Annotated in this window: 24 protein-coding genes and 1 pseudogene; 12 read left to right on the plus strand and 13 right to left on the minus strand. The window is 72.1% G+C overall.

What is annotated here, in order from left to right; translation table 11 throughout:
• Positions 1-34: 34 nt before the first annotated feature.
• The 3 genes from ACFFCA_RS03095 to ACFFCA_RS03105 form a co-directional block, all read right to left on the minus strand.
• On the minus strand, positions 35-1,225 hold the full coding sequence (locus ACFFCA_RS03095; protein ID WP_375481709.1) for a peptidase S8: 1,191 nt from the start codon (positions 1,223-1,225) through the stop codon (positions 35-37).
• A 119-nt stretch (positions 1,226-1,344) separates the two neighbouring features.
• Positions 1,345-1,734 carry a DUF805 domain-containing protein gene (locus ACFFCA_RS03100; RefSeq protein WP_375481710.1) on the minus strand — a complete coding sequence of 130 codons (390 nt, stop codon included), beginning with the start codon at positions 1,732-1,734 and terminating at the stop codon, positions 1,345-1,347.
• A gap of 82 nt (positions 1,735-1,816) precedes the next feature.
• A complete protein-coding gene (locus ACFFCA_RS03105) occupies positions 1,817-2,215 on the minus strand; it encodes an ATP-binding protein (RefSeq protein WP_375481712.1) in 399 nt (132 codons plus the stop codon).
• Positions 2,216-2,352: 137 nt separating this feature from the next.
• Between ACFFCA_RS03105 and ACFFCA_RS03110 the strand changes: the two genes are divergently transcribed.
• Entirely contained in the window at positions 2,353-3,003 is a 651-nt protein-coding gene (locus ACFFCA_RS03110) for a pyridoxamine 5'-phosphate oxidase family protein (RefSeq protein WP_375481713.1), read from the plus strand.
• A gap of 123 nt (positions 3,004-3,126) precedes the next feature.
• Positions 3,127-3,966, plus strand: a complete 840-nt coding sequence (locus ACFFCA_RS03115; protein ID WP_375481715.1) for a hypothetical protein — start codon at positions 3,127-3,129, stop codon at positions 3,964-3,966.
• Here the strand turns inward: ACFFCA_RS03115 and ACFFCA_RS03120 are convergent.
• Positions 3,952-6,912: a UPF0182 family protein gene (locus tag ACFFCA_RS03120; RefSeq protein WP_375481795.1), complete on the minus strand. Its 2,961-nt coding sequence runs from the start codon at positions 6,910-6,912 to the stop codon at positions 3,952-3,954. The two genes, ACFFCA_RS03115 and ACFFCA_RS03120, sit on opposite strands and share 15 nt — an antisense overlap.
• A gap of 151 nt (positions 6,913-7,063) precedes the next feature.
• Between ACFFCA_RS03120 and ACFFCA_RS03125 the strand changes: the two genes are divergently transcribed.
• On the plus strand, positions 7,064-7,585 hold the full coding sequence (locus ACFFCA_RS03125) for a PPA1309 family protein (RefSeq protein WP_375481717.1): 522 nt from the start codon (positions 7,064-7,066) through the stop codon (positions 7,583-7,585).
• Between the two features lie 63 nt (positions 7,586-7,648).
• Here ACFFCA_RS03125 and ACFFCA_RS03130 read toward each other — a convergent pair whose 3' ends face one another.
• Both ACFFCA_RS03130 and ACFFCA_RS03135 read right to left on the minus strand, forming a co-directional pair.
• A complete protein-coding gene (locus ACFFCA_RS03130; protein WP_375481719.1) occupies positions 7,649-8,740 on the minus strand; it encodes a PDZ domain-containing protein in 1,092 nt (363 codons plus the stop codon).
• Positions 8,741-8,762: 22 nt separating this feature from the next.
• Complete coding sequence (locus ACFFCA_RS03135) at positions 8,763-8,984, minus strand: hypothetical protein (protein ID WP_375481721.1); 222 nt, start codon at positions 8,982-8,984, stop codon at positions 8,763-8,765.
• Positions 8,985-9,085: 101 nt separating this feature from the next.
• Between ACFFCA_RS03135 and ACFFCA_RS03140 the strand changes: the two genes are divergently transcribed.
• Positions 9,086-10,444: a zinc-dependent metalloprotease gene (locus tag ACFFCA_RS03140; protein WP_375481723.1), complete on the plus strand. Its 1,359-nt coding sequence runs from the start codon at positions 9,086-9,088 to the stop codon at positions 10,442-10,444.
• A gap of 12 nt (positions 10,445-10,456) precedes the next feature.
• Here the strand turns inward: ACFFCA_RS03140 and ACFFCA_RS03145 are convergent, their stop codons facing one another.
• Entirely contained in the window at positions 10,457-11,005 is a 549-nt protein-coding gene (locus tag ACFFCA_RS03145) for a M48 family metallopeptidase (protein WP_375481725.1), read from the minus strand.
• A 274-nt stretch (positions 11,006-11,279) separates the two neighbouring features.
• Between ACFFCA_RS03145 and ACFFCA_RS03150 the strand changes: the two genes are divergently transcribed.
• The 3 genes from ACFFCA_RS03150 (at position 11,280) to ACFFCA_RS03160 (ending at position 14,069) form a co-directional block, all read left to right on the plus strand.
• Positions 11,280-12,371: a hypothetical protein gene (locus tag ACFFCA_RS03150; protein WP_375481727.1), complete on the plus strand. Its 1,092-nt coding sequence runs from the start codon at positions 11,280-11,282 to the stop codon at positions 12,369-12,371.
• A gap of 86 nt (positions 12,372-12,457) precedes the next feature.
• Positions 12,458-13,762: an ABC1 kinase family protein gene (locus ACFFCA_RS03155; protein ID WP_375481797.1), complete on the plus strand. Its 1,305-nt coding sequence runs from the start codon at positions 12,458-12,460 to the stop codon at positions 13,760-13,762.
• A gap of 76 nt (positions 13,763-13,838) precedes the next feature.
• The gene (locus ACFFCA_RS03160; RefSeq protein WP_375481803.1) at positions 13,839-14,069 is read left to right on the plus strand and encodes a hypothetical protein; all 231 of its coding nucleotides are present in this window, start codon (positions 13,839-13,841) and stop codon (positions 14,067-14,069) included.
• A gap of 72 nt (positions 14,070-14,141) precedes the next feature.
• Here ACFFCA_RS03160 and ACFFCA_RS03165 read toward each other — a convergent pair whose 3' ends face one another.
• The 3 genes and pseudogenes from ACFFCA_RS03165 to ACFFCA_RS03175 all read right to left on the minus strand — a co-directional run bounded on the left by ACFFCA_RS03165 (position 14,142) and on the right by ACFFCA_RS03175 (position 15,221).
• Complete coding sequence (locus ACFFCA_RS03165) at positions 14,142-14,321, minus strand: hypothetical protein (protein ID WP_375481805.1); 180 nt, start codon at positions 14,319-14,321, stop codon at positions 14,142-14,144.
• 59 nt (positions 14,322-14,380) lie between these two features.
• Positions 14,381-14,677: pseudogene (locus ACFFCA_RS03170) on the minus strand (WhiB family transcriptional regulator); the annotation flags it as partial.
• Positions 14,678-14,861: 184 nt separating this feature from the next.
• Complete coding sequence (locus tag ACFFCA_RS03175) at positions 14,862-15,221, minus strand: hypothetical protein (protein ID WP_375481729.1); 360 nt, start codon at positions 15,219-15,221, stop codon at positions 14,862-14,864.
• 177 nt (positions 15,222-15,398) lie between these two features.
• On the opposite strand from ACFFCA_RS03175, the gene ACFFCA_RS03180 reads away from it, so the two are divergent.
• The gene (locus tag ACFFCA_RS03180) at positions 15,399-17,021 is read left to right on the plus strand and encodes an MFS transporter (protein WP_375481731.1); all 1,623 of its coding nucleotides are present in this window, start codon (positions 15,399-15,401) and stop codon (positions 17,019-17,021) included.
• Here the strand turns inward: ACFFCA_RS03180 and ACFFCA_RS03185 are convergent.
• The gene (locus ACFFCA_RS03185; RefSeq protein ID WP_375481733.1) at positions 17,011-17,436 is read right to left on the minus strand and encodes an ASCH domain-containing protein; all 426 of its coding nucleotides are present in this window, start codon (positions 17,434-17,436) and stop codon (positions 17,011-17,013) included. The two genes, ACFFCA_RS03180 and ACFFCA_RS03185, sit on opposite strands and share 11 nt — an antisense overlap.
• Positions 17,433-19,439 (minus strand): ATP-dependent helicase, encoded by a 2,007-nt coding sequence (locus ACFFCA_RS03190; protein ID WP_375481735.1) that lies wholly within the window; start codon positions 19,437-19,439, stop codon positions 17,433-17,435. The genes ACFFCA_RS03185 and ACFFCA_RS03190 overlap by 4 nt, the downstream gene beginning before the upstream one ends.
• Positions 19,440-19,563: 124 nt before the next feature.
• Here ACFFCA_RS03190 and ACFFCA_RS03195 point away from each other — a divergent pair, with 124 nt between their 5' ends.
• The 4 genes from ACFFCA_RS03195 to ACFFCA_RS03210 are packed head-to-tail and all read left to right on the plus strand — an operon-like array spanning position 19,564 to position 25,694.
• A complete protein-coding gene (locus tag ACFFCA_RS03195; RefSeq protein ID WP_375481737.1) occupies positions 19,564-19,797 on the plus strand; it encodes a mycoredoxin in 234 nt (77 codons plus the stop codon).
• Positions 19,794-20,414 carry a uridine kinase gene (locus tag ACFFCA_RS03200; RefSeq protein WP_375481739.1) on the plus strand — a complete coding sequence of 207 codons (621 nt, stop codon included), beginning with the start codon at positions 19,794-19,796 and terminating at the stop codon, positions 20,412-20,414. Before ACFFCA_RS03195 ends, ACFFCA_RS03200 begins: the two co-directional genes overlap by 4 nt.
• A gap of 48 nt (positions 20,415-20,462) precedes the next feature.
• On the plus strand, positions 20,463-24,233 hold the full coding sequence (locus tag ACFFCA_RS03205; RefSeq protein WP_375481741.1) for an ABC transporter ATP-binding protein: 3,771 nt from the start codon (positions 20,463-20,465) through the stop codon (positions 24,231-24,233).
• 3 nt (positions 24,234-24,236) lie between these two features.
• Positions 24,237-25,694, plus strand: coding sequence for an MFS transporter (locus tag ACFFCA_RS03210; RefSeq protein WP_375481743.1), 1,458 nt, complete (start codon positions 24,237-24,239; stop codon positions 25,692-25,694).
• A gap of 189 nt (positions 25,695-25,883) precedes the next feature.
• On the opposite strand, the gene ACFFCA_RS03215 is transcribed toward ACFFCA_RS03210, so the two are convergent.
• On the minus strand, positions 25,884-26,768 hold the full coding sequence (locus tag ACFFCA_RS03215; protein WP_375481745.1) for a ribokinase: 885 nt from the start codon (positions 26,766-26,768) through the stop codon (positions 25,884-25,886).
• Positions 26,769-26,869: the final 101 nt, after the last annotated feature.

Here is a 26,869-nt window from a genome sequence, read left to right on the forward strand (position 1 = left end):
GCGCTGCCGGGGCCCCGTCGTCGGTATGACATCCCTAGAAGGCGCCCACCCCGTTCGGGGTGCCGAGGCCGGTCGGGCCGTCCCAGCCGGTGCGCGAGGTGCACAGCACGGCCGGCGAGCAGCTCCCGTTGCTGCCGGACGTCACGTCGTTCAGCGACGAGGTGTGCGACCACGTGTAGCTGGCCGGGTAGCCGGACAGGTTGCCGCCCTGGGCGTAGACGCTCGCGATGATCGGCGACGACGCGCTCGTGCCGCCGTAGACCTGCCACCCCGACGCGCCCTGGTAGGGGGTCGAGTCGTAGACGGCGACGCCGGTGTTCGGGTCGGCGACGGCCGACACGTCGGCGTTGGCCTTGCCGCTGCATTGGGTGGCCGAGGTCTGCCACGACGGCTTGGCGTTCAGCGTCGAGCAACCACTGCCGGCACCGCTCCACGCCTGCTCCGTCCAGCCGCGGCTGTTCGACGCCTTGGACAGGCTGGTACCGCCGACCGCGACGACGCTGTCGAAGCTGGCCGGTGACTCGACGCCGTACCCGTCGTCACCCGTCGACGCGGTGATTGCGATGCCGGGGTGGTTGTAGGCGCTGCTCGAGGAGGAATCGCTGCCGCCGTAGCTGTTGCTGATGGCCGCCACCCCCCGCGATGCGGCGTAGTTGACGCCCGCACCCAGGTCGGAGAACGAGGTCGACTTCGCCTCGACGAGCAGGATGTGGCAGTCCGGGCAGGCGGCCGACACCATGTCGAGGTCGAGGCTGATCTCGGTGGCCCACCCCGCGTCGGTCTTCGGGTAGCTCGTCGTGCCGGTCTGACTCACCTTCGAGAAGCAGCCGTTGGACGTGGTGCACGCCGGAAGCCCGTACTGCGAGCGGTAGTACGCCAGGTCCGCCTCGGCGGTCGGGTCGTTGTAGGCGTCGACGATCGCGACGGTCTTGCCGCCGCTGGAGGCCGACGCCAGGTTGTAGGCCGAGCGGATGTCGGACGGGCCGTAACCGCTGGGCGTGGACGCCGCCGCGCGCTTGCCGGCCATCGGCGTGTTCTTCGCCGACGTCACGACCCGCGCGAAGCAGGTGGCGTGTCCACGCGCCGGTGTCGCACTGCAGGTGCGCTCGCTGCCGTGGGCGCCCGTGGGGGCCGCCGACGCGGGGGTGGACACCGCCGCGGCGACGAGAACGACACCGCTGCCCGCGACCAGCGCGGACGTGACGGCTCTGCGGACTGAGATCATGGGGCCTCCGGTCGGTACCGCGCTGTGTGCGCGTGGTTACCGTGCGTGCCTCCCGGTGCCCCCGTCCAGAGGGTTCTACCGTCAGGTTGTTCCTGGGAAGAACCGGACAGTTGGGACGATCAGGACGCGTATCCGGGCTGGCCGTAGGCCTGCGGGCCACCGATGGCCTTCGGCGACGGCCCGTACTGGTTGTCGCCGTGACTGTCCTGGCAGGTGAACACGATGAGCACGATGACGCCCACGATCGGGACCAGCACGATGAAGAACCACCAGCCCGTGCGGCTCGTGTCGTGCAGCCTGCGCACGAGCACGGCGAGGCCGGGAAGCAACAGCGCCAGGGAGACCAGCAGGCCAGGGATACGCGAGTCGATCACCGCGTCGATGACGGCCATGACGACCGAGACCATGACGTTGAACAAGAAGAAGTACCAGTACTCCGAGCGACGGGCGCGTCCGGAGAACACGGCGTATTTGTGGAAGACGCTGCTGACTGCCTGGCCCATGTTCATGGCGACGATCCCTCAGTTTGGGGTGTGGTCGCCAGATGGTGGCAGATCGTCGGCGCCGAGGCGAGCCCTGCGCGTACTGCGGTCAGGCGTCCGCGCCGCGGAGCTGGAACCACACCGTCTTCCCGGGGACCTCCGGCGAGGTCTCGACGCCCCACTCGGTGGCCAGCGTCGACACGATGCGCAGCCCGCGCCCGTGCGGTTGGTCGGGGGCGGCCTGGCCGGGGACGACAGGCAGCGAGGAGCCGTCGTCGTGCACCCACACCCCGATCCCCGGCGGGTGCAGGCGCAGCTGCAAGGTGATGGCCGGCTGACCGTGCTTCACGGCGTTCGCGACCAGCTCGGTGACCAGCAGCTGGGCGTCGTAGAGCAGGTCGTCGTCCAGATCGCCGGCGTTGTCGGCGAGGTAGCGACGGGCGAAAGCCGCGGCGTCCAGGGACGGTGGGAGTTCGATGCTGGTCGTGACCGGCGAAGATCCGGTCACGAGCCGTCCACCGCTCGGGCTGCCATGCTCCCTGTGGTGCCCAACGGCGGCCTCCTTCAACCGCAAAGCACCACCAGAGTGGCGGATCGGACGCGACGTCGGGTTTCGCTCGTGACAGCGGTGCGACGATGACGTTCGTGACCGATGACTCCCGACGCCCGTCCGACCCACGCGCCGAGATCGGCTCCGAGGAGGAGTTGCGTGCGCTGCTGGGCGAGGTCGCGGCTCCGGCCCGCGACAAGGAACGCACCCGCCTGACCGAGCTGGACCGTGACTGGCTGGCGGCCTCGCCCTTCTGTCTCGTGGCCACCGCGGACGAGCAGGGCCGCTGCGACGTCTCGCCCAAGGGTGACCCGCCCGGGTTCACGCTGGTGCTGGACGACACCACGATCGCGATCCCGGAACGACCCGGTAACCGCCGCGCGGACGGCTTCCACAACATCCTGCGCAACCCGCACGTCGGCCTCGTGTACCTCATCCCGGGCCGTGGCGACACCCTGCGGATCAACGGGCGCGCCCGCCTGGTGCGCGACGCCCCGTTCTTCGACCGGCTGGTCGTGAAGGGACACCGGCCCGTGCTCGCAGTCGTCGTGGAGATCGAGGAGGTGTTCCACCACTGCGCGAAGGCCTTCCTGCGGTCCTCCCTGTGGCAGCCCGACACCTGGCGCCCCGATGCGGTGGCTCCGCGCGCACGCATCGCGCAGGCCCTGGAGCGGCCGTCGGCGTCGCTGGCCGACCTCGAGCAGTACTACGGCAGCGCCTACGCCGAGCGGCTGTACCGCCCCTGACGGTCGAGCCGGCCCGACTGGCGTCGTCTACCGAGACAAGCAATGCTGAAGCTGCCCGTAAGCGGCGCTACAGTCGTCGTCTCGATCGACCCCAGGAGCGTTGTGTCCGCAGACCAGAGCCTGATGTCCGACACCAAGGCCGATTTCTCCTCGATCTACGACCGGGACGACCCCCGCGCGTACTTCGCGGAGCTGAGCCCACTGGACTACCAGATCCCCCAGCAGGCGATGCCGGTCCTGCGCACGCTGGCGGGCGCGTCGACACGCAGCGGGCGAACCCGGCCCGTCCTGGACCTGTGCTGCTCCTACGGCATCAACGGCGGACTGCTGCGCTTCGACGTTGAGCTGGACGAGATGAGCGCACGGGCCACGGCCGCCGCCGCGGCCGACCTGTCGCCTCGTGCGTTCATCGCGTCGGAGCGGGCCTTCTTCGCGGAGCGCCGGCGTACCCCGCAGCTGGACGTCCGTGGTCTCGACGCCGCGCCGCACGCCATCGGCTACGCCCGTGAGGTGGGCCTGGTGACCGACGGCTGGGCCGAGAACCTCGAACAGGACGCCGCCTCACCCGCGCTACGGGCCGGGCTGCGCGACGTCGGGCTCGTCACCTGTACCGGAGGCGTGGGCTACGTCGGCGCCGCGACGTTCGACGCGATCCTCGACGCCGTCGACCGGCCGGACGACCTCTGGTTGGCGGTGTTCGTCCTGCGCGTCTTCGACTACACCCCGATCGAGCAGGTGCTGCGCCGGGCCGGGCTCGTCACCGAGCAGGTGCCGGGCCGCACCTTCCTGCAACGGCGCTTCGCCGACGCCGAGGAACAGCGCGTCGCGGTCGAGACCGTGCGCGACCGTGGCCTCGACCCGGCCGGCAAGGAGGCCGACGGCTGGTTCCACGCCGAGTGCTTCGTCACCCGGCCGGCCGCAGAGGCCGCCCGGGTACCGCTCGAGGACCTACTTGCTGGGTGATGCGCTCGGCGTGGCCGTAGGCAGTCCGCCCAGGCCGATCAGCTGCTTCACCAGCTGGTTGACCTTCTGCTGTGCCGCGGCCGCCCTGACCGTGTCCGTCGCCGGGATGCTGGCCAGCGCGGCGTAGGCGCGGTTGAGCTGCGCCTGCACCGACGCGACGGTCGGCGCCGTCGTCGTGCCGGACGACGGCGTACCCGAGGACGGTGTCGACGACGGCGTGCTCGACGACGACCCGCCCGACGTCGGCGTCGACGACTCGGAGCCGGAGGCATCGTTGCTCACCGAGAAACCGGGCGTCCGGCCCTTCTGGATGTCGGTCAGGGCCGCCGAGAGCGTGGCTCCGTAGCCCACCTTGTCGCCGTAGGTGACCAGGACGCGGCCCAGCGTCGGGTAGGTGCTGGAACTCTGGCTGGTCGACTGCACGTAGAGCGGCTCGACGTAGAGGAAGGAGTCGCCCAGGGGCAGGGTCAGCAGGTTGCCGTGGGTCACGGTGGACTGGCCGGAGTTGAGCAACGAGATGTCGCGCGAGATGACCGGCTCGCTCTTGAAGACGTTGGCCACCTGGCTGGGCCCCTGGACGGCGGACTTGCCCGGCACCTCGAGCACCGTCAACTTGCCGTAGTTGGGCCCGGGGTCGCTGTCGGCCGTGATGTAGGCGGCGAGGTTGGGCGCGTTGCTCACCACCATCGGCGACGTCAGCTGGAACTGGGCGTCACCGCTGGAGGCCGTCGTGCTCGACCCGGCCGGCGGACTCGCGAGCACGTAATAGGCCGGCTGGTCGGCCCCCGGGGCGTTCGGGTCCTCGGGCACGGCCCACCGGCCCTTGCCGTTGTACGACGCGACCGGGTTGCTGATGTGGTACTGGGCGAGCAGGGCGCGCTGGGTGTTGAACAGGTCCTGCGGGTACCGCACGTGGGCCAGCACGTCCGCCGGCATCTCGTCCCTGTCCGTGATCAACCCCGGGACGATCTTGCGCCACGCCTTGAGGATCGGGTCGGATTTGTCCCAGGCGTACAGCTTCACGGTGCCGTCGTAGGCGTCGACCGTGGCCTTCACCGAGTTGCGGATGTAGTTGATCTGGCGGTCGGGCTGGTTGGGCCGCAACGACGTACCGGTGAGCTTCGACAGCGACTGCCGCTCGGAGTACGGGAAGTTGGCCATCGTCGTGTACCCGTCGATCATCCACATGATGTGGCCGGTCTTCTGGTTCACGAACGGGTACGGCGCACCGTCGAGCGTCAGGAACGGCGCGATCTTCTGCACCAGCGCCTTGGGGTCGCGGTTGAGGATGACCTTGGCGCCCTTGGCGCTCACCGCGTCGTTCAGCAGGAAGTTGGTCTCGCGGTACTTGGTCGCGAAGGCGAGCTTGGCCAACGGGCTGGACAGCGACACCCCACCCTTGCCGGTGTAGGTGTTGTTGCCCGCGTTCCCGTCGTACTCGCGTTTGCGGTCCTTGTCGCCGACGATCGCGTACGGGTTCATGCCCTGGCCGAAGTAGACCTGTGGCGTCGAGGTGTTCAGGTCGAGGTCGCCCGACGGCGGGATGTTGCCCTCGGAGTAGGGGATGTCGCCGTTGGTCACGTCCTGGTCGGCCTGCGCGGCGACGAACCCGTAGCCGTGCGTGTACACGGTGTACTGGTTGATCCAGTTGTTGAGGTTCCCGCCCAGGTTGGCCGGCTCGAGCTGCCGGACACCGACGACGTAGTCGTGCACGGCGCCCTGCGGGTCGGTGTACCGGTCGACGTTGAGCTTGTTGCTGAAGCCGTAGGGCTGGGCGATCTTCTGGAAGTTGGTGAACGTCGGGCCCAGGACGTTCGGGTCCAGGATGCGGATGTTGTCGACTGTCGTGTTCGACGTCGTGACGGCGCCGGCCGCCGGCTTGGCCGTGGCCGAGTACTGCACGTACTTGACCGAGCCGGTCGTACCTGCGGCGTTCTCCGTCTGAATGCCGTACGCGTCACGGGTGGCGTCGATGTTGCGTCCGATGTAGGGCGCTTCCTTGTCGCTGGCGTTGGGCTTGACCGACACCCGCTGCACGATGGCCGGGTAGATGCCGGCGATGACGATCGACAAGATGATGAGCACGATGAAACCGATGCCCGGCAGCAGCGCGCTCTTGAGCCAGATGCTCGCCAGCACCCCGATGGCCAGCACGATGGTGATCCAGAACAGGATGGTCTTGGCCGGCAACTCCGAGTGCACGTCGGTGTAGGACGCCCCGGTGAACTTGCTGCGGTCGGAGAACACCAGCCCGTAGCGGTCGAGCCAGTAGGCCACGGCCTTCAGCGCCATGAAGACGAAGACCAGCGCGGTGATCTGCCGCCGCGCCGCGATCGTGATCTTCGGGCCGGGCGTCTGCAGCCGGATCGCACCCGTCAGGTAGTGCACGGCGACGGTGAGGATGAGGGCGAAGATGATCGCGCTGAAGCCGAAGCTGAGCAGGATCCGGTACGCGGGGTAGTCGAAGGCGTAGAAGCCGATGTCGAGATGGAACTGCGGGTCCTTCTGCCCGAACGACCCGCCGTGCAGGAACAGCTGCCACTGCTGCCAGCGACCCTGCGCCGCCGCGCCCGCCGCGACGAACGCGACCAGCGAGATGCCGATGAGCACGAGCTTGCGACGCGGCTCGATCATCAGGGCGTAGTTCTGCAGGTTCTGCTGCTCCGGGGACATCGGCCGGAAGGGCGGCCTGATGAGGTAGGCGACGACCAGGTTTCCGCCGATGATCAGCGCCATCAGCGCACCGAAGACGAAGAACAGCACCACCTTCGTCCAGAACATCGTGGCGTAGATGTTGCGATGGCCGACGGAGCCGAACCAGAGGTAGTTGACGTAGACGCCGGCGAACTTGACGAGCAGGATCAGCAGGACGATGAGGATCGCGACGACCGACAGCGCGATCTTCGCCCGCCGTGACAACAGCACGGACGGGATGGGTTGCCGCATCGCCACGGGCGAACTCCTCGGTGGGTCACAGGCTGATCACGGGTACCGGTATCGCTACCCGGGGACACTTCCGAGTCAACGTACCGGCCGTCGACGTGGTTCCTGTCGGGGTGGTCGGACACGTCCTCCCGGCGTCCACCACACTTTCCCGATGAGCGAATTCCTCAGCGTCCTCGAGCAGGCCACGGCGGAGATCGAGCAGCACGTGCACGCCGCCGGCTGGGACCGCGGCCCCGCGCTGTTCGCCCTGGTGAGTTCGGGGCAGTTCGCGATCGACGATCCGCAGACCGCGGCACGGCTCGGCATCGACCGACTGCCGCCACAGACGCTGACGCCGATCGAGCAGCAGGACCTGCCCGACCAGCCGCTGGACGAGGTGCTGGCCGGGCTGGAGTGGCCGGCGTCCGTCGTCGGGTGCGCGGTGACGCAGGAGATCGTCATCCTGCCGCCGTCGGCCGAGGCGTCCGTGGCCGACGGCGATGCCGACGCGGCCGCGGCGCACCCCGAGCGTCGCGAGGCCCGCCTCGCGGTCGGCGTGCTGCGCGACGGGTCGAGCGCGGCGCTGCTGCGCCTGCGTTCGGTCGACGGCTCCGCGGAGGCCGATGAGGACCGGCTGACCGGTGCCGACCTGGCCCCCAACCTCGTCGAGGCGTTGCTCGCGACACTGCGCTGATGTCGCGCTGACGCTGCTACGACGTTGCGCTGACGGCTCGCGACGAGGCATTGCCGACGCGCGTCAGCAGTGCGGGACGGGCTGACCCTTCTCGATGGCGAGCAGGTCCTGGACCGCGCCGTGCAGCGAATCGACCTTGACCACGTCCAGACCCTTCGGCGTCGCCTTGCGGACGTCGCTGCAGTTGCCCGCAGGTGCGAGGAACACGCTCGCGCCCTTCCGCTTCGCCGCGATCATCTTGAGCTGGATACCGCCGATCGGACCGACCTTGCCGCTGCCGTCGATCGTCCCGGTGCCGGCGATGAAGCGGTCCTTGGTCAGGTCGACGCTGCCGACCTTCTCCATGATGCCGAGCGCGAACATCAGGCCGGCCGACGGCCCACCGATCTCGTTGCCGAGCCCGAGGTCGACCGTGAACGGGGCGAGGCAGGTGTCTGCGACGGTGATGCCCAGCCGTGCGCCCTTCGCGTTCTTCGGCGGCGTGGTCACGGTGACGTCGGTCGTCACGTTCTTGCCCTGACGCACGACCGCCACCGGAACCGGGGTGCCGGGCTTCAAGGTGCTCAGCACTGCGGTCAACGCCTTCGCGCTGGTGGCCGGCCGGCCCGCCACCGACACCAGCCGGTCGCCGGAGCGCAGCTTGCCGTCCGAGGGGCCCTTGCCCAGCACACCGACCACGCCGAACCCGCGCGGGTACTTCAGCTCGCACAGGGCCGCCTGCGTCGCGCTGTCCTGGGAACTCAGAAAGTCCTGCGTGTTCTGCTGGTCGGTCTGTTTCTGCGACGTGCCGGGCGGATAGACCGACGCGCGCGGCACGACCACCTCGTCGTGCTCCAGCCAGCCCGCGAACGCCTGGAAGGCGCTGATGGACTGCGTGGTCACACTGACCGTCGTGAGGTTGAGGTGCCCGTCGGTGCGGTTCGGGGTGCGTCCCACGATCTTGATGATCGAGTTGCCCTGCTCGTCGCTGCCCAGGGTGTTGTACGTGGGACCCGGCGACAGGATCACGTAGGGCACCGGCAGGGTCAGGGCCAGCACGAACAGCACGATGAACACGACGCCGGCCACGACCAGGGTGCGGACGCGGCGGCTCAGCGCGGCCCAGGCACGACCACCCGGAACGCGCTCGGCCGAGGGCAGCGGTAGGCGAGCCACCCGGGCAGCGTAACCGGGGCGGTCAGCCGGGCTCGTCGGCCCGGGGCGCAACCGCCTCGGGGGACGCGGGCACCGGCGGCGTCCCGGCCCGGGTCGTCGCGCCCAGGGCGTCGAGGTAGGCGCTGTGCGCCCGCATCGACTCGGCGGTGTCCGGCAACCGGCGCGGCCGGGAGCGCAGCCAGGACCACAGCGCGGCCAGCACGGTCACCGCGACCGGCACGGCCAACCAGAGAGCCCAGCCCATGGGCGCGACGCTACCGGCGAGTGGCCGTTCGCCCTGGGCGCAACGCGGGGCTGCTCCGGAACCGCGCACAGGGGGTGTTCGTCGCTACTACCGTGGACCCCATGAGCAATTTCGGTTTCGGTTTCGGACGCGGCGGCGACTCCGGCGACGACGGTGACCCGCAGAACCCGATGGGTGGCATGCCGTTCTTCGCCGAACTGCAGAAGATGCTGTCCTGGTCCGGCGGTCCGGTGAACTGGGACCTCGCCAAGCAGCTCGCCGCCACGACCATCGCGCAGGGCGGCGGCGGCAACGCGATCGTCAGCCCCGCCGAGCGGCTGGGTGTCTCGGAAGCCGTCCGTCTCGCCGATCTGTGGCTCGACGACGTCACCGATTTCCCCTCCGGGGTGCAGACGATCGAGTCGTGGTCGCGCACCGAGTGGCTGGACAAGACCCTGCCGGTCTGGTCCGCGCTGTGCGAACCGGTCGCGTCCCGCGTGGTCGAGGCCATGTCGGCGGCGATCCCCGAGGACCAGCTACAGATGCTCGGGGGCGAGGGCAACCCGCTGGCCGGCATCATGCAGCAGGTCGGCGGCCTGATGTTCGGCGCGCAGGTCGGCCAGGGGCTCGGCGGGCTGGCCCGTGAAGTCGTGTCGGCCACCGACATCGGCATCCCGATCGGCCCCGCCGGGGTCGCCGCCATCGTCCCGGCCAACATCGCCGCCTTCGGCGAGGGCCTCGAGCGGCCCGCCGACGAGGTGCGCCTGTACCTCGCCCTGCGCGAGGCGGCGCACCAGCGCCTGTTCGGTCACGTGCCGTGGTTGCGCCAGCGCCTGCTGGACACGATCGAGGCCTACGCGCGCGGCATCACCCTGGACATGTCCTCCCTCGAGGAGGCCATGCGCACCATCGACCCGATGAACCCCCAGGGCATCCAGGACGCGCTCGGTGGCGGGTTGTTCGCGCCGCAGGAGACGCCCGAGCAGCAGCAGGCCCTGCGCCGGCTGGAGACGCTGCTGGCCCTGGTCGAGGGCTGGGTCGACACGGTGGTCGCCGCCGCCGCGTCCGACCGGATGCCCGGTGCCGACGCACTGCGCGAGGCCACCCGGCGCCGCCGTGCCTCCGGTGGCCCGGCCGAGCAGACGTTCGCCACCCTCGTCGGGCTCGAGCTACGCCCCCGCCGCCTGCGCGACGCCGCGGCCCTGTGGTCGAGCGTCACCGAGAAGCGGGGCGTCGGCCCCCGCGACGCGATCTGGGTGCACCCGGACCTGTTGCCCACCACCGACGACCTCGACGACCCGCTCGGGTTCAGCGACAAGATCATGTCGGAGGAGGACTTCGTCGCCCCCGACGACCTCAGCGCATTGCTCGGTGACTCCGGGGCCGGCGCCGAGCCCACGGACGAGCCGGGAGACGGGCCGGAGGGCAAGCCCGAGGACGAGTCCGACGACGAGCCGAGGGACAAGCCAGGCGACGTCTGACGGGTCTCCCGATCAGCGCTGGTCGGCGAGCGGACGCTGTGCCGCGGCGCTGACGCCGTCGAGGAAACCGCGTGCCCGCTCGGTGCGCGGGTAGGCGGCCAACAGTGCCCAGAAACGCGGTCCGTGCCCCGGCTCGATGAGGTGGGCCAGCTCGTGGAGCAGCACGTAGTCCTGCACCCACCCCGGCATGGCCAGCAGGCGCCGCGACATCCGGATGGTCCGGTCGTCCGGCGTGCACGACGCCCACCGACTGCGCATCGGGGCGACCCAGCGCACCCGGGCGGGGCGGGCCCGCCCGTCGAGGTAACGCGTCGACAGCTCGACGGCCCGCCGCGTGAGCTCCGCGTCGTCGCCGCGCGCATCCCCGGCCGCGCGATCGACACGCGCCACCATCCGCGACACCCACTCCCGCTCCTCGGCTGCGGTGAACCCGTCCGGGATCAGGACGACGACCCGTTCACCGTCGCGATAGGCAGAGACCGTACGTCGGCGCTTGGCGCTGCGGCGCACCTCGACCCGGTCCCCGTCGTCGCCGCGCACGACTTCCCCTCCGCTGCGCACGACATCTCCTCCGCTGCGCACGACATCTCTTCCGCTGCGCACGACATCTCCCCCGCGGCGCATGGTGCACACGCTAGCCACACCTTCCGACACCGCGGGGAACCCGGACGCCCGAGGTGTCCGACTTGTACACACCGCTGTCCACAGATGTGAATATTGACTTTAGGGTTATCCCTGGTGACGGTGCGTGATCGGAATGTTGCGTGGTGGCCCGCCCTCGATCGGCCTGTGGACAACGGCCCGGACGGTGCTGCGACCCGGCACGATGTGCGGCGTGACCCGATCCGACGCGGCCGCGGCCCCGGCCGGCTTCCAGCTCAGCCCGGCCGCCCGACTGCTCTGGCGGACGGCGGACTCCATCCACCTGGAGCTCGGACACCGCCGTGCCGTGGTCGAGAACCTGCCCGGACCGGTCGTCCGCCACCTGGTCACGGGCCACGAACCGATCGGCCACGACCCGGTCGGCCTCGGCGGCCCGGTTCACGGACCGCAGGTCGCGTTGCCCGAGCTCGCGCCCGACGTCCTGGAGGCGCTCGACACCCTCGTCGACGACGGGTTCCTGTGGACCCGGACCGGTGTGGACGACGGCCTGCGCACGCCGCCCACGCCTCGCCTGGCCGGCCAGCTCGCGGCCCTGGCCGTCCGTCACGGCGAGAGCGCGGCGGAGCTGCTGCACGCCCGTCGGCACTGCTCCGTGGTGGTGGCCGGGAACACGGCGGCCACCGTCCACCTCGCCGCCCTGCTGGCCGCAGCCGGGGTCGGGCGGGTGCGCTGTGCGGTCGACGGCACGGTCCGACTGCTGCACGCCGTACCCGGCGGCGTCGACCCCGGCGCGGAGGGCACCGACCTGCAGGTGGCCGCCGTCGATGCGGTGTTGCGAGCCGCGCCCGACGCCGATGTCACGCCGCTGCCCCCGGACGAGGTCCCCGACCTGACCGTGCTCGCCCAGGCCGGTCCGGTCGACGACGACCGGCGGGCGGCCCTGCACGCGGACCGCGCGGCGCATCTGCGCCTCGCGGTGGGCGTAGACCACGCCGTGGTCGGCCCGCTCGTGCTGCCGGGGCTGACCAGCTGCCTGCGCTGCGCCGACCTGCACCGTCGTGATCGCGACCCGGCGTGGCCCGTCCTGTCGGCGCAACTGGCCGTTCCCCGGCGGTACGGGCACCCGAGCGACGTCATCGTCTCGACCCTCGCCGTCGGCGCTGCCGCCCTGCAGGTGCTGGCCTTCCTGGACGGCGCAGACCCCGCCAGCATCGACGGCACCCTCGAGCTGCACCCCCCGGACTGGCGCGCGCGGCGCCGTTCGTGGTCGCCGCACCCGGCCTGCGACTGCGGGCTCGGGCGGTTGGGCAGAATGGGGCAGTGACTGATCACCCGGCCGGCGACGACGGCCGTCCCGGACGCGGGCGGGCCCAGCGCCCCGAACGCCGCCAGCGCTCCGATCGGCCCTACATCCCGCAGCGGCGGGGGTCGCGCACCGCGAAGCTGGCCTCGCTGCCCCTCGGGGTCGCGGGACGAGCCACGCTCGGCCTGGGCCGGCGGATCAGCGGGCGCTCTCAGGAGGAGGTCCAGGCCGACCTGCAGGCCCGCACCGCCGAGCAGCTGTTCAACGTTCTCGGTGAGCTCAAGGGCGGCGCCATGAAGTTCGGCCAGGCGCTGTCGGTGTTCGAGGCCGCGCTGCCCGAGGAGCACGCCGCGCCCTACCGTGCGGCCCTGACCAAGCTGCAGGAGGCCGCACCGCCGATGCCCGCGGCCACCGTGCGCACCGTGCTGGACGAGCAGTTCGGGACGAGCTGGCGCAGCCGCTTCCAGGACTTCGACGAGACCCCGGCTGCCGCGGCCAGCATCGGCCAGGTGCACCGCGCGGTGTGGAGCGACGGCCGCGAGGTGGCCGTCAAGCTGCAGTACCCCGGCGCCGGCCCCGCGCTGATGGCCGACCTGTCACAACTCACCCGCTTCGCCTGGCTCTTCGGCCGGATCTCACCGGGGCTCGACGTCAAGCCGCTGCTGGCCGAGCTCAAGGACCGGGTGCTCGAGGAGCTCGACTACACCCTGGAGGCCGAGTCGCAGCGTGCCTTCGCGGCCGCCTACGCCGACGACCCGGACATCGCTGTGCCACGCGTGGTGGCCAGCGCCCCGAAGGCCGTCGTCAGCGAGTGGATGGACGGCACCCAGCTCTCCGCGGTGATCAGCGACGGCGACCAGGAGCTACGCGACCGCGCCGGCTCGCTGCTCGCGCTGCTGCACTACTCCGCCCCCAGCCGCGCCGGCCTGCTGCACGCCGACCCGCACCCCGGCAACTTCCGCATGCTGGCCGACGGTCGGCTCGGGGTCATCGACTTCGGCGCCGTCGCCCGGTTGCCCGACGGGTACCCGCCGGCGCTGGGCCGGCTGACCCGGCTGGCCGTCGACGGCGACGAGGAGGGAGCGCTGGCCGTGCTCCGCGGGCTCGGCTTCGTGCGTCCCGACGTCGATATCACGGCCCACCAGGTGATGGACTACCTCGGCCCGATCCTCGAACCGCTGCGGGAGCCGACCTTCACCTTCACCCGTGAGTGGATGCGCGAGCAGGCAGCGCGCATCGGCGACCCGCGCAGCGAGCAGGCCCGGGTGGGCCGCCTGCTCAACCTGCCGCCCGACTACTTCCTGATCCACCGCGTGACGCTGGGCTCGATCGGCGTGCTCTGCCAGCTGGGCGCGACCGCGCCCTACCGGGCCTTGGCCGAGCAGTGGTCGCCCGGGTTCACCGACGACTGAGCGCAGCCCGGGGCGCCGGCGATCCCACCCCTATGGGGCCTTTACGTGGACGGCGAGCCACGCTGGAATGACAAGAATGAGCAGTCTCGAACAAACCGTCGGTGCCGACGTCTGCGGCGGCACTCCCCCGTCCTGTTCGCTGTGCGGGTCGGTGGCGGACCCTCGGACGGACGGTGACCCGCCGCTCGGTTGGTCGGCGGACATGATCGAGACCAGCGAGGGAACGCGGCCCCGGTGGGTCTGCCCGACGTGTACGCGGCGCTTCGTCCGGTCGATCGAGGCCAAGCTCGACCAGCAGTGGTGGTGAGCGGCCTGGGACGGCCCCGCGACGCAGCACGACCCGGCCACCGGATCGGCTGATCCGGCGACCGGGTCGGACTCATCGGGCGAGTGCCCAGTCGGCCTGACGCCCGTGGCGACGCTCGGCGGCGCGTGCGAAACGCGACAGGCGGCGCCAGCGCCGTTGGGCGGCCAGCTCGCGGGCCACGCCCGCCTCCCGGCTGCGTCGCTGCCCGTCGTGCATTCGCTCGCGGGCGAGGGCTTCGTGCATGGTGTACATCTCGATGCTCCCTGACAGTTGGTGTGCAGTTCGGTGGTGGACCGGTGTCGCGGCGATCCCGCCGCGACCTCGGTGCTGTCGGCCTTGCGCGGGCGTCCGCGCGGCCGCTTGCGGGCGATGACCGTGCCGCGCTCGAAGATCTCGCCGCCCCACACGCCCCAGGGCTCCCGACGCTCGATGGCGCCTTCGAGGCAGGTGAGGCGGGCCGGGCACTGGTGGCAGAACGACTTCGCGCGCTCGAGCTCGGCCGGGGTCTCGGCGAACCAGAGCTCGGCGTTCTCCACCCGGCAGGGCAGGTCGTCCGGACACTGCTTCGAGAGCGGGTCCAGCGCGTCGACCGCGATCGGGTCGAGCACGAGCTCATCGGTGCAGCTGGTCAACACGTCGGGTCACCTCCTTCTTCGGTGTGCTGGTAACGGGTGATGCTGGACTGCGGGTCTGACATGGGCTCCGGTCTCACGACAGGTCCGGACAAACAACGAGGCCGCGGTTCCCAGGTAGGGAGCCGCGGCCTCGAGGAGTGCCGGTCGCTGACGACGGTCAGCGTGGTTCTCCTCGAGGCGGGGCGCCCTGCTTGGCGGCTGCGGCCGTTGCGGCGGCCGGCATCGTGGTGACGTCGTGGTTCCTGACGGCGCTGCCGCCACGACCGTCCGCGGACGGGACGTCGGTGTAGTTGTGGAACGGATTGATGCGGACGCGAGGCATGCCACTGCCACCCTCGGCGAGCGAGACGGCGGCCCACGTCGGGCGCTGCGTCAGCGAGGCGGCCAGCGTCAGCGAGGCGGCCAGTTTCAGCGAGGCGGCCAGTTTCAGCGAGGCGGCCAGGGGCAGTCCGCTGCCGGCGATGCAGGCAGAGGGCGTCGCGACCTGGGTCGGATTCACGATCTCCACGTCGGTCACCGCCTCTCTGCTCTCGTGAGCGCACGAAGGCGCCCGTCCCGGAATGTGTGGCCGAAGATTATCGGCGACCGCTGACGGGCCGCAACTCATTTATCGGGCAGGAACCGACGAGACGTTTGCCGTCGCAACGACCGCTCCGTCCGGCGCCGTCGCGCCGCCTGCGCCACACTGTGCGACGTGATCGAGGTCCGCGCCCTCCGCGCCTCCCGGCCGGCGGCGTTGAGCGCCGTCCTGGCCGTGCTGTTCCTGACCTTCCTCGACACCACCGTCGTCAGCGTCACGCTCGGCGATCTCGAGTCCGACATCTCGGCCGGCGTCATCCCGCTGCAGTGGGTCATCAACGCCTACGCCCTCGTGTTCGCCAGCCTGATGCTGCTCGGCGGCATGCTCGCCGACCGCCTCGGACGGCGCCGGGTGATGCTCGCCGGCATCGTGGTGTTCGCGGTGGGCTCGGTCCTGTGCGCGGTCGCTTCGAGCATCGGGCTGGTGATCGGCGGACGTGCGGTCATGGGGCTCGGCGCCGCGGCGTGCGAACCCGGAACCCTGTCCGTCATCCGGCAGCTCTACCCCGAGCGCGGCCGACGAGCCAGGGCCCTCGGCGCCTGGTCGGCGGTGTCCGGGCTCGCCCTCGCGCTCGGCCCGGTCGTCGGCGGCCTGCTGGTCGGCGCGGACGGCTGGCGCTCGGTGTTCTGGTTCAACCTCGTCGTCGCGCTCGTCCTGCTCGTCGCCGTGGCCCTGGTCGTGCCCGAGAGCCGCGACCCGGAACCCGGGGCGGTGGACGTGGCCGGGGTGCTGCTCGGTGCCGCCGGACTGGGCGCGATCATCTTCGCGGCGATCTCCGGCGAGTACGAGGGCTACCCGACCTGGTGGGTGGTCGCGCTGTTCGTGGCCGGCGGCCTCTGCCTGGTCGCCTTCGTGCCCGTGGAGCTCAGGGCTCGCACCCCGATGCTCGATCTGCGGGCGGTGCGGACACCGATCGTGTCGTCGTCGCTGTTCGCCGCCTTCGCCGTCTACTTCGGCGTCTTCGCGATCTTCTTCTTCACCGCGCTGTACCTCGACATCGGGCTCGGCTACTCCGGGCAGCGGCTCGCCGGCATGTTCGCGCCGATGGCCGTGGCGATCGCCGTCGGCGGCGTCGTGGCCGGGCCCTGGGTGGCCCGCGCGGGCGCGCGCCCGCCGACGGTGGTCGGGTGCGTGCTCGGCGCCGCCGGCATGCTGCTGGCGCGCGCCGAACTGGGCGCGGGGTCCGGCCTGACGTTCGGCCTCCTGGCCCTCGCGCTGGCCCTCGCCGGCCTGGGGTTCGGCATCACCGTCGTTCCGCTCACCTCGGCCGTGCTCACCCACATCCCGGCCCGTCGGTCCGGGATGGCGGCCTCGGCCACCAACACCGCGCGGCAGCTGGGCGCGGTCGTCGGCGTGGCTGCGCTGGGCGCGATCGTGAACTCCCACCTGACCGCGGCCGTGGACAAGCTCGACCCGTTCCTGCTGAAGTTCGTCGGCGGCCGCGACAAGGCGATCAGCGTGCTGCAGACCGGCGGCGGTGGCGGTGGGTTCGACCTGAAGAAGCTCGTCCGCACCGAGGCGTTCCGGCCCTTCGTGGCCGAGTTCCTGGACGGCGTCCGGCTCGCCCTGCTCGTGGCCGTCGTGCTGACGCTCGCCGCCGGGGCGGTCGCCGCCCTCGTGCGCGAACCGGCCGCGCTGCCGGACGATGCGACGCTGCCCGACGATGCGACGCTGCCCGACGACGATGCACTACCCGACGACGATGCACTACCCGACGACGAGGCGGTCAGCCCGTAACGGGTGACACGACCTCGAAGTGGTGCACGACGACCGGCTCCGAGTCCCGCAGCTCCCAGGCGGGGTCGTGGGCGTCGGCCCGGATCAGGTCGACGATGTCGAGCCAGAACCGCTCGTGCCCGCGGCGCCAGTCGGCGGCGTCGGCGTAACCCTCGCCCTCGGCGAAGGCGACGTCGTCGCCGACGAGGTGCAGCGGCGTGATCGTCACCGCCGTCGTACGCACGGTCGCCCGCTCGCGGCCGGCCGAGTCCAGCACGGCGAGGACCTCCCCGACGCGCGGTAGGGGCTCGCCCGACAGGTACTCGACGGCCAGCGAGGAGGTCGCGGTCTTGTCCCCGCGCACCACGGCGTCCACGAGCCGGTCCCCCAGCCCGCCGTCGCCGTCGTAGCCGAAGCGCAGGGTTCCGTCCGTCATGTCACGACCTCCACCGGATCGACGGCAGCCGGGTCGGCGCCGGCCAGGACCGCCAGCACCGGGTCGGCGTAGCGGGTGAGCTTGGTCGGCCCGACGCCGCTGATCTGGCCGAGACCGGCGCGGCTCTTCGGGCGGGCGTCGGCGATGGCGACGAGGGTCGCGTCGCTGAACACCACGTAGGGCGGCACGCTCTGCGCCGTGGCCTGCAGCTTGCGCCACTCGCGCAACCGGCCGAACAGCTCGGCGTCGGCCGCCTCGGGACGCGGAGACTTCGCCCGCTTCGGCGAGACCCGGGCTCCGGTGACGGGGCGCAGACCGTCGAGGAACCGGCTGGCCTTGCGGCCCCGTCGCTGGCCCGGGCTGCGGGCCAGCGCCCAGGACAGGGCCAGGCGTTCGCGGGCGCGGGTGATGCCGACGTAGAGCAGCCGCCGCTCCTCGGCGATCTGCTCGGGCGTCGTGGCGTGCTGGTAGGGCACGGTGGTGTCGGTGAGGCCGACGAGGAACACCGCGTCCCACTCGAGGCCCTTCGCCGAGTGCAGCGACGCCAGCGTGACGCCCTGCACGGTCGGCGCGTGCTGCGCGTTCGCGCGCTGGTCGAGCTCGCCGACGAAGGTCTCGAGGGTCGCGTCCGGCACCGTGGCCAGCAGGTCGTCGGCGAGGGTGACGAGTGCGGCGAGCGATTCCCAGCGCTCGCGGGCGGCGCCGCCGGGAGGGGCGTTGTCGGGGTACCAGCCCAGGCTGCCGAGCACACCACGGACGGCGTCGGGCAGCGCGTCGTCGCCGACCTCGCCGCTGCGCGCCGCGCCGCGCAGCAGCAACCGGGCCTCGCGGACCTCGGCGCGGTCGAAGAAGCGTTCGCCGCCGCGCAGCACGTACGGCACGCCCTCGCGCGTCAGCGCCGCCTCGTACACCTCGGACTGGGCGTTGATGCGGAACAGGATCGCGATCTCGGCCGCCGGCGTACCGGCGGCGACGAGCGCCTTGCACCGCGCCGCGACGTCGGCGGCCTCGGCGGGTTCGTCGTCGAACTCGGCGAAGGTGGGGATCGGGCCCTCGTCGCGCTGACCCACCAGGGTGACGCCGGACTCGCCGCCGCCCACGAGCCGGTTGGCGAGCTCGACGACCTGCGGCGTGGACCGGTAGTCGCGGTGCAGGCGCACCAGCACCGCGTCGGGGAAGCGGCGACGGAAGCCCAGCAGGTGCTCGGGCGTGGCGCCGGCGAAGGAGTAGATGGTCTGGTTCGCGTCGCCCACCACGCACAGGTCGGTGCGGTCGCCCAGCCAGGCGTCGAGCAGGCGCTGCTGCAACGGCGAGACGTCCTGGTACTCGTCGACCACGAAGTGGCGGTACTGGCTGCGGATCTGCTCGGCGACGTCGGGGTGCTCCTCCATCGCCGCGGCCATGATCAGCAGCAGGTCGGAGAAGTCGATCTGGCCGGAGCGCGTCTTGGTGGCCTCGTACTCGGCGTAGAGCTTGGCGATGGTCTCGGGCGTCGACGTCGTCTCGCGGCTGGCCGCCCGGGCCCGCGCGGGATAGGACTTCGGGGTGGCGAGCACCGCCTTGGCCCAGTCGATCTCGCCGGTGAGGTCGCGCAGCTCGGTGCGGTCGACGCGCATCCGCAGCCGGGCGGCCGCGTTGCCGACGAGGCGCAGCTGGTTGTCGACGACGTCGGGCATGCCGCCGCCGAGCACCCGCGGGGCGAAGTACTGCAGCTGGCGCAGGGCCGCGGCGTGGAAGGTGCGGGCCTGCACGCCGTGGGCGCCGAGCGTGCGCAGGCGGGTGCGCAGCTCGCCGGCGGCGCGGGCGGTGAAGGTGACGGCCAGCAGCTGGTTGGGCTCGACCGCGCCGCTGCGGACGGCGTAGGCGATGCGGTGGGTGATGGCGCGCGTCTTGCCGGTGCCGGCGCCGGCCAGGATGCAGACCGGGCCGCGGACCGCGGCCGCCGCCTCGCGCTGCTCGGGGTCGAGGCCCGCCAGGATCTGGTCCGCTCCCCCGTCAGCCACGTCCACCGATACTGCCAGCGGCCCCGGACAGTTACGGCGACCGGGCGCCTCGTGGGGCCGGAATGGCGCGCTCCGCCGCGGCGTTGGCCACACGGGACAGTTCCGACGAGAGGTGACACCGGCGATGATGACCATGTACACGACCACGTGGTGCGGGTTCTGCGCGCGGCTCAAGAGCGGCCTGCAGCGTGAGGGCATCGCGTGGGACGAGGTCGACATCGAGCGCACCGAGGGTGCCGCCGAGATCGTCATGCAGGCCAACGGTGGCAACCGGACGGTGCCCACCGTGGTCTTCGAGGACGGCACGGCGCTGACCAACCCGAGCGTCGCACAGGTCAAGGCCAAGCTCGCCGTTTGAGGCCGCCGGGGTACGTCCCGCTGGCGCGGGACGCCGTCGTGGACCGCCTGGCCGACCGGTTCACCGCTTCCCCGGGCGCGTTGCGGGTGGCGCTCGACGGCGACCCGTCCACCGAGCCGGGCGCGTGGGGGGACGAGCTGGTCGCTGCGCTGCGGGTGCGCGGTCGGCCCGGCGTGCACGTGCGGGCCGAGACGTTCTGGCGGGATGCCTCGCTGCGCCTGGAGTACGGGCACCAGGATCTCGAGTCCTACCGGGCCTGGCTGGACACCGTGGCCCTGCGCCGCGAGGTACTCGACCCGCTGGTCACGTCCGGTTCTTACCTGCCGTCCCTGCGGGACCCGGCCACCAACCGCTCCACCCGCGAGCCGGCGCGTGACGCGGAGCCGGGGACGGTGCTGGTCGTCAGCGGCAGCCTGCTGCTGGGCCACGGCCTGCCCTTCGACCAGGTCGTGCACCTGACCGCGTCCCCCGCCGCCCGGGCCCGGCGCACCCCGGAGCAGGACGCCTGGACGCTGGCCGCGTACGTCGACTACGACGACGAGGTGCAGCCGATCGCGACCGCCGACGTGGTCGTCAAGGTCGAGGATCCGGCGCGTCCCGCCGTCCGCGGCCTGTGACCCGATCGTGCGAACCGCTGTCGCACCACCCACGTACCCTTAGTTAACGTGGCTAACGATCCTGGGCGAACGGTGGAGCCGGGGGCGGAGGCCGCCGGGTGGGTCCGCCTGCTGTGGCGCCAGCTCATGCGCCACCGCACCAACCTGATCCTCGCCTTCGTGGCGGCGGTGCTGGGCAGCGCCGCCCAGATCTCGGTGCCGCTGGTCGGCCGGCAGATCGTCGACAACGTGGTCGTCCGGCAGCGCGACGCGTTGTGGCCCTGGCTGGTGGTGCTGTTCGCCGCGGCCGCCGTCACGTTCGCGCTGGCCTACGTGCGGCGCTACCGCGGGGGCCGGCTCGCCCTGGACGTGCAGTTCGACCTGCGCAACCTGATGCACGACCACCTGTTGACCATGGACCAGCGTTCGCTGTCGCGGATGCCGACCGGGCAGCTGGTCTCGCGTGCCAACTCCGACTCGGCGCTCGTGCAGGGCCTGTTGCAGTTCCTGCCGCTGATGACCGGCAACGTGCTCATGATGCTGCTGGCGCTGGTCGTCATGTTCGTGCTCTCGCCGCCGCTGGCCGTGCTGGCGCTGGTCGTCATGCCCGCGCTGTTCGTCGTGTCCTACCGGATGCGCCGGCGGGTGTTCCCGGCCACGTGGGACGGCCAGCAGCGGGAGGGCGACGTCGCCCAGATCGTCGACGAGGGCGTCACCGGCGTCCGGGTCGTCAAGGCCTTCGGTCAGGAGACCCGCGAGCTCGAACGGCTCGCCGCCGCGGCCGGCGACCTCTACGGCGCCCGCATGCGCGCCACCCGCCTTAACGCCCGCTACCAACCGCTGCTGGAGACCATCCCCACCGTCGCCCAGGTTGCGATCCTGCTGTTCGGCGGGCTGCTGGCCCTGCACGGGCACATCTCGCTCGGCACCTTCCTCGCGTTCAGCACCTACGTCGGCCAGTTCGTGTCGCCGGCCCGCCAGCTCGCCGCGGTGCTCACCGTGGGCCAGCAGGCGCGGGCCGGGGTCGAGCGGATCTTCTCGGTCGTGAGCACCCCGACCGCGATCGCCGACGCCCCGGACGCCGTCGAGCTCGGCGCCGACGCCCCCGTGCTCGGCGACCTGCGGTTCGACAGCGTGCGCTTCGGCTACGACTCGAGCGCACCCGTCCTCGACGGTCTCGACCTGCACGTCGCGGCCGGCGAGCGGGTCGCCGTCGTCGGTACGAGCGGCAGCGGCAAGTCGACGGTCGCGACGCTCGTCTCGCGCTTCTACGACCCGGACGCGGGTGCGGTGCTCGTCGACGGTCACGACCTGCGCGGGTTGACGCTCGCGTCGCTGCGCTCGCGGGTGGGGGTGGCGTTCGAGGAGAGCTTCCTGTTCTCCGACACCGTGCGCGCGAACATCGCCTACGGCCGCCCGGGCGCCACCGACGCCGAGGTCGAGGCGGCCGCGCGCACCGCCCAGGCACACGGGTTCATCACCGAGCTCACCAACGGCTACGACACCGTGGTCGGCGAGCGCGGCCTCACGCTCTCCGGTGGTCAGCGGCAGCGCGTCGCCCTGGCCCGTGCGATCTTGTCCGACCCCGCGATCCTCGTCCTCGACGACGCCACCAGCGCCATCGACGCCCGCACCGAGGAAGCCATCCACGACGGGCTGCGCGAGGTGCTCGCCGGGCGCACGACCCTGCTCATCGCCCACCGGGTGTCGACGCTGCACCTGGCCGACCGCGTCGTCGTGCTCGACGGCGGCCGGGTCGTCGAGCAGGGCAGCCACGCCGAGCTGACCGGGCGCAGCGGGCTGTACCGCAGCCTGCTGTCCGGCCTGGACGAGGAGCCGCTGCGCAGCGCCGGCGACTCGATCGAAGCGCTGGCCACCCTCACCAAGGACGGCGTCACCGCGTCGGCGTGGACGGGCTCCAACTCCGGGGCCGTCGGCGGCGGCCGGGCCAGGGTCGTCAACACGATGGGCGCCGGGCTCGGCGGCGGTGGCCAGTCCTCGATCATCGGCGCCATGCCCCCGACCCCGGAGCTGCTGGCCCAGGTCGAGGCCCTGCCGCCCGTCCGCGACGCCGTGACGCTCGACCTGCCGAGCGAGAGCGCCCACCAGCGCTCGTTCAGCCTGCTGGGCCTGCTGGGCCAGTTCCGCCGGCCGCTGTTGCTGGGCCTGGTCCTGGTCGTGCTCGACGCCCTGGCCGGGCTGGCCGGGCCGTACCTGGTGAAGACCGGCGTCGACGATGGCGTCGCCCAGCACACGCAGGGCGTGCTGTTCACGGCCTCGATCGCGTTCCTGGCCGTCACCCTGCTCGACCTCGCCGTGCAGATCGGCTCGACGTTCGTCACCGGGCGCACCGCCGAACGGATCATGCTGTCGCTGCGGGTGCGCATCTGGGCGCAGCTGCAGCGCCTGTCCATGGACTACTACGAGCGCGAGCTCGCCGGCCGCATCATGACCCGGATGACGACCGACGTCGACCAGTTCGAAGCGCTGGTCTCCAACGGCCTGCTGTCCGCGCTCGTCGCTCTGGTCACCTTCGTCGGCGTGGGGGTCACCCTGCTGATCGTCGACGTCGAGCTCGGGCTCATCGTGCTCAGCGTCATCGTCCCGCTGGCCTTCGCGACGGTGTGGTTCCGGCGGCGGGCGTCCCGCCTCTACGACCTGTCGCGCGAGCGCATCGCCGTCGTCAACGCCGACTTCCAGGAGAGCCTGTCCGGCATCCGCGAGGCCCAGGCCTTCGCGCACGAGCCGGCTACGCGTGAGCGCTTCCACGGGCTCGGCCGGTCCTACCTGTCCTCCCGCATCGCGGCCCAAAGGCTGGTGGCCACCTACTTCCCGTTCGTGCAGTTCCTGTCGGCCGTCGCGGACGCGCTGGTGCTCGGCGTCGGCGCGACGCTCATCCGCAACGGCTCCCTCACCGTCGGTGCGTTGATCGCGTTCCTGCTCTACATCGACATGTTCTTCTCGCCCATCCAGCAGCTCTCGCAGGTGTTCGACGCCTGGCAGCAGACCCGCGTGTCGGTGGCGCGCATCGCCGAGCTGATGGCGCTGGACACCCTGACGCCCGAGCCGGCGCAGCCGGAGTTCGTCACCGACGCGCGGGGTTCGGTGACGGTCGACGACGTGCGCTTCACCTACCCCTCCGCAGCGTCCGGCGACGCGTTGCGCGGGGTCGAGCTCGCGGTGCGCCCCGGCGAGACCGTCGCGCTCGTCGGCGAGACCGGCGCGGGCAAGTCCACCGTCCTCAAGCTGCTGGCCCGCTTCTACGACCCGGTGACCGGGCGGGTGTGCTTCGACGACCACGACCTGCGTGCGCTCGACCTGCACGACTTCCGCAGCCACCTGGGCTACGTGCCGCAGGAGCCGTTCCTGTTCACCGGTTCGGTCCGCGACAACATCGCCTACGGGCGTCCCGCGGCGTCCGACGCCGAGGTCGAGGCCGCGGCCCGGGCCGTCGGCGCGCACGACGTCGTCGCCGCCCTGCCGGGCGGATACCTCACCGACCTCGCCGAGCGCGGGTCGTCGCTGTCGTCCGGGCAGCGCCAGCTGATCGCGCTGGCCCGGGCCCAGCTCGCCGACCCCGCGCTGCTGCTGCTGGACGAGGCCACGTCGAACCTCGACCTGGCCACCGAGGCCCGGGTCACCGCGGCCATGCGGTCGGTAGCGGCCGACCGGACGACGATCGTCATCGCGCACCGGTTGCAGACGGCCCAGGTCGCCGACCGCATCGCCCTGCTCGACCAGGGCCGGGTCGTGGAGATCGGCACGCACGAAGAGCTGCTGGATCTCGGCGGCGGGTACGCACGCATGTGGCGCGCCTTCGACACCGCCGGCGCGGCCTGACCGGTGGCGCTGGAGACCGAGACCGAGACCGAGCTCGACCCGCGTCGGTGGTTCCTGCTCGGCGTGTGTGTCAGCGCGCTGTTCATGACCCTGCTCGACGCGACGATCGTCAACGTCTCGCTGCCCTCCATCGGCCTGACCCTGCACGCGGACGCCGCGCAGTTGCAGTGGGTCGTGTCCGGCTACGCGCTGGCCTTCGGCGTCGTGCCGATCATCGCCGGACGCCTCGGTGACGACCGCGGGCGGCGCCGCATGCTGCTGGTCGGCATCGCCGGGTTCGTGCTGACCAGCCTGGCGGCCGGGCTGGCGCCGACGCCCGCGGTGCTGTTGGGTGCGCGGGTGCTGCAGGGGCTGGCGGGCGGCCTGGTCAACCCGCAGGTGTCCGGGCTGGTGCAGCAGCTGTTCCCGCAGCGCGAGCGTGGCCGGGCCTTCGGGGTGCTCGGGCTGAACGTCGGCCTGGCGCAGGGTCTGGGGCCGGTGCTGGGCGGCGCCATCATCGCCCTCGGCGGCACCCATCTCGGGTGGCGGCTGACGTTCCTCATCAACGTACCGGTGGGTACGGCGGCGTTCGTCCTGGTGTGGCGGATGCTCCCGCGGGACGTGACACGCAGGCAACCACGCCGTCTGGACCTGCCGGGCGCGGCCCTGCTCGCGGTGGGCCTCGCGGGCGTGCTGTTCCCGGTGGTCGAGTTCGACGCCGACCGCAACCTGCGCCGGCTGCTGCTGGTGCTGCCCGCGCTGGCCGTGCTCGGGGTGTTCGCCTGGTGGGAGCGCGGGCCCGGTCGGCGCCGCGGACACCCGCTGATCGACACGGCGCTGTTCCGCGTGCGCAGCTACAGCGACGGGCTCGGGCTGGCCCTGCTGTACTTCGCCGGGTTCACCGGCACCGCGCTCGTCCTGTCGCTGTTCCTGCAGGACGGGCTGGGGTTCTCGGCGCTCGAGTCCGGGCTGACGGCGTCGGCGCTGGCGGTCGGCCTGGCCATCGGCGCCCCGACCGCCGGCCGTTTCGTGGCCACGCGCGGACGCCGGGTGCTGGTGGTGGCGCTGAGCATGTTCGTCGTGGGCATCGGTGCCGCGGCCCTGTCGGTGCATCTCACCGCCGGCCACGTGTCCAACGGCTCCGTCGCGTTCCTGCTCGCGCCCGCGCTGTTCGTGGCCGGGCTCGGCGGCGGCGCGGTCATCACGCCGAACCAGGCCCTGTCCCTGCGCGAGGTGGCCGTCGCGGGAGGCTCCACCGCCGGAGGCATGCTGCAGACCGCGCAGCGGGTGGGTGCGGCGGTGGGTGCCGCGTCGCTGACCGCAGTCTTCTACGGGCAGCTGGCCGGCCGCACCGGCTCCGGGTCGGCCCGCGCGGCGCACTACGGCCACGCGTACTCCGCCGCCCTGCTCGTCACCGTGGCCATGGCGCTCGCGGCCCTGGCCCTGGCCGTCCGCGAGGCGCGGGTCGAGAGCCGCGGCTGATGCGGGTGTGCGACACGTTCCTGCGGTGACGACGGTCAGCTCGGCGTCGGCGGTGGCAGGCACCGCTGCCGGTGTGACACGGCGTGTCACGGCCCCTGCGCGCCGCCATGACCGGCCGCGTGTCACACCCGGCGTAACACCCTGTGTCACAACGGCAGCACCGTGTGTGGCAGCTGCGGAGCCGACCGGTCAGCGGAGCAGGGTCTCGATCGCGACGGCGTCGGGGTAGGAGTCGTGGGTCCCGCGCCGCCGCACGGCCAGCGACCCGGCCGCGACCGCCCACCGCACCGCGTCGGCCAGCTCGGCACCGGCCGCAAGCCGCGCGCACAGCACGCCGGCGAACGCATCACCGGCGCCCGTGGTGTCGACGACATCGGACGGCGGCGCGGCGTAGGCGCGCGTGCCGTGGTCGTCGGTCACCACCGCGCCCTGCGCTCCCAGGGTCGTGACGACCGCGCCCGCGCCACGCGACCGCAGCACGGCGTGCGCGTCGGCCACGCCAGACGTGCCGGCCACCACGAGCTGCTCGTGCTCGTTGACGACGAGCACCGCGCACCGCGCGATCACCGCTTCGGGCAGCGCAGCAGCGGGCGCGGCGTTGAGGACGAAGCGGGCGGGCGTCGCCGCCGCAGCCACAACGACGGCGAGCGGCACCTCCAGCTGGGACAGCACCACATCGTCCGGCGCGACGCCGTCCGCGGCCCACCCGTCGGGCCAGGCGGCGTTCGCCCCGGCGACCACGACGATCGTGTTGTCGTCGGGCGTGACCGTGATCCACGCCGTCCCGGTGGGCGTGCCCTCGACCGGGACGACGCCCGAGACGTCGACGCCGGCCGCGACGAGCGCGGCCCGCGCGCGAGCTCCGCCGTCGTCGTCGCCGATCCGCGCGACCATGGCGACCGGGCCGCCGAGCCGGGCCGCCGCGACGGCCTGGTTGCCGCCCTTGCCGCCGATCGACGTGCGTACCGAGCGACCGGCGACCGTTTCCCCCGGCGCCGGGAACACGTCGGTCTCCACGACGTGGTCGACGTTCACCGAGCCGACGACGACCACCCGACCCGCCGCCGCGTCCATGGTCGAAGGCTAGCGGCGGGAGCGGTGAGGGGTGTCGCTGTTACGGGTAGATCCGGGATCGGGTCGCGGACCGTGCCCCGTGGGCACCGCACGAGGGACGA

The sequence above is a fragment of the uncultured Jatrophihabitans sp. genome (assembly GCF_964252635.1).
Lineage (GTDB): Bacteria > Actinomycetota > Actinomycetes > Mycobacteriales > Jatrophihabitantaceae > Jatrophihabitans.

Coding starts and splice junctions, on each gene's coding strand:
- ACFFCA_RS03195 (WP_375481737.1), top strand. CDS start 19,564: ATGATGACCATGTACACGACCACGTGGTGCGGGTTCTGCGCGCGGCTC.
- ACFFCA_RS03115 (WP_375481715.1), top strand. CDS start 3,127: ATGTCCGACACCAAGGCCGATTTCTCCTCGATCTACGACCGGGACGAC.
- ACFFCA_RS03095 (WP_375481709.1), bottom strand. CDS start 1,225: ATGATCTCAGTCCGCAGAGCCGTCACGTCCGCGCTGGTCGCGGGCAGC.
- ACFFCA_RS03140 (WP_375481723.1), top strand. CDS start 9,086: ATGAGCAATTTCGGTTTCGGTTTCGGACGCGGCGGCGACTCCGGCGAC.
- ACFFCA_RS03120 (WP_375481795.1), bottom strand. CDS start 6,912: ATGCGGCAACCCATCCCGTCCGTGCTGTTGTCACGGCGGGCGAAGATC.
- ACFFCA_RS03185 (WP_375481733.1), bottom strand. CDS start 17,436: ATGACGGACGGAACCCTGCGCTTCGGCTACGACGGCGACGGCGGGCTG.
- ACFFCA_RS03165 (WP_375481805.1), bottom strand. CDS start 14,321: ATGTACACCATGCACGAAGCCCTCGCCCGCGAGCGAATGCACGACGGG.
- ACFFCA_RS03135 (WP_375481721.1), bottom strand. CDS start 8,984: ATGGGCTGGGCTCTCTGGTTGGCCGTGCCGGTCGCGGTGACCGTGCTG.
- ACFFCA_RS03125 (WP_375481717.1), top strand. CDS start 7,064: ATGAGCGAATTCCTCAGCGTCCTCGAGCAGGCCACGGCGGAGATCGAG.
- ACFFCA_RS03100 (WP_375481710.1), bottom strand. CDS start 1,734: ATGAACATGGGCCAGGCAGTCAGCAGCGTCTTCCACAAATACGCCGTG.
- ACFFCA_RS03215 (WP_375481745.1), bottom strand. CDS start 26,768: ATGGACGCGGCGGCGGGTCGGGTGGTCGTCGTCGGCTCGGTGAACGTC.
- ACFFCA_RS03160 (WP_375481803.1), top strand. CDS start 13,839: ATGAGCAGTCTCGAACAAACCGTCGGTGCCGACGTCTGCGGCGGCACT.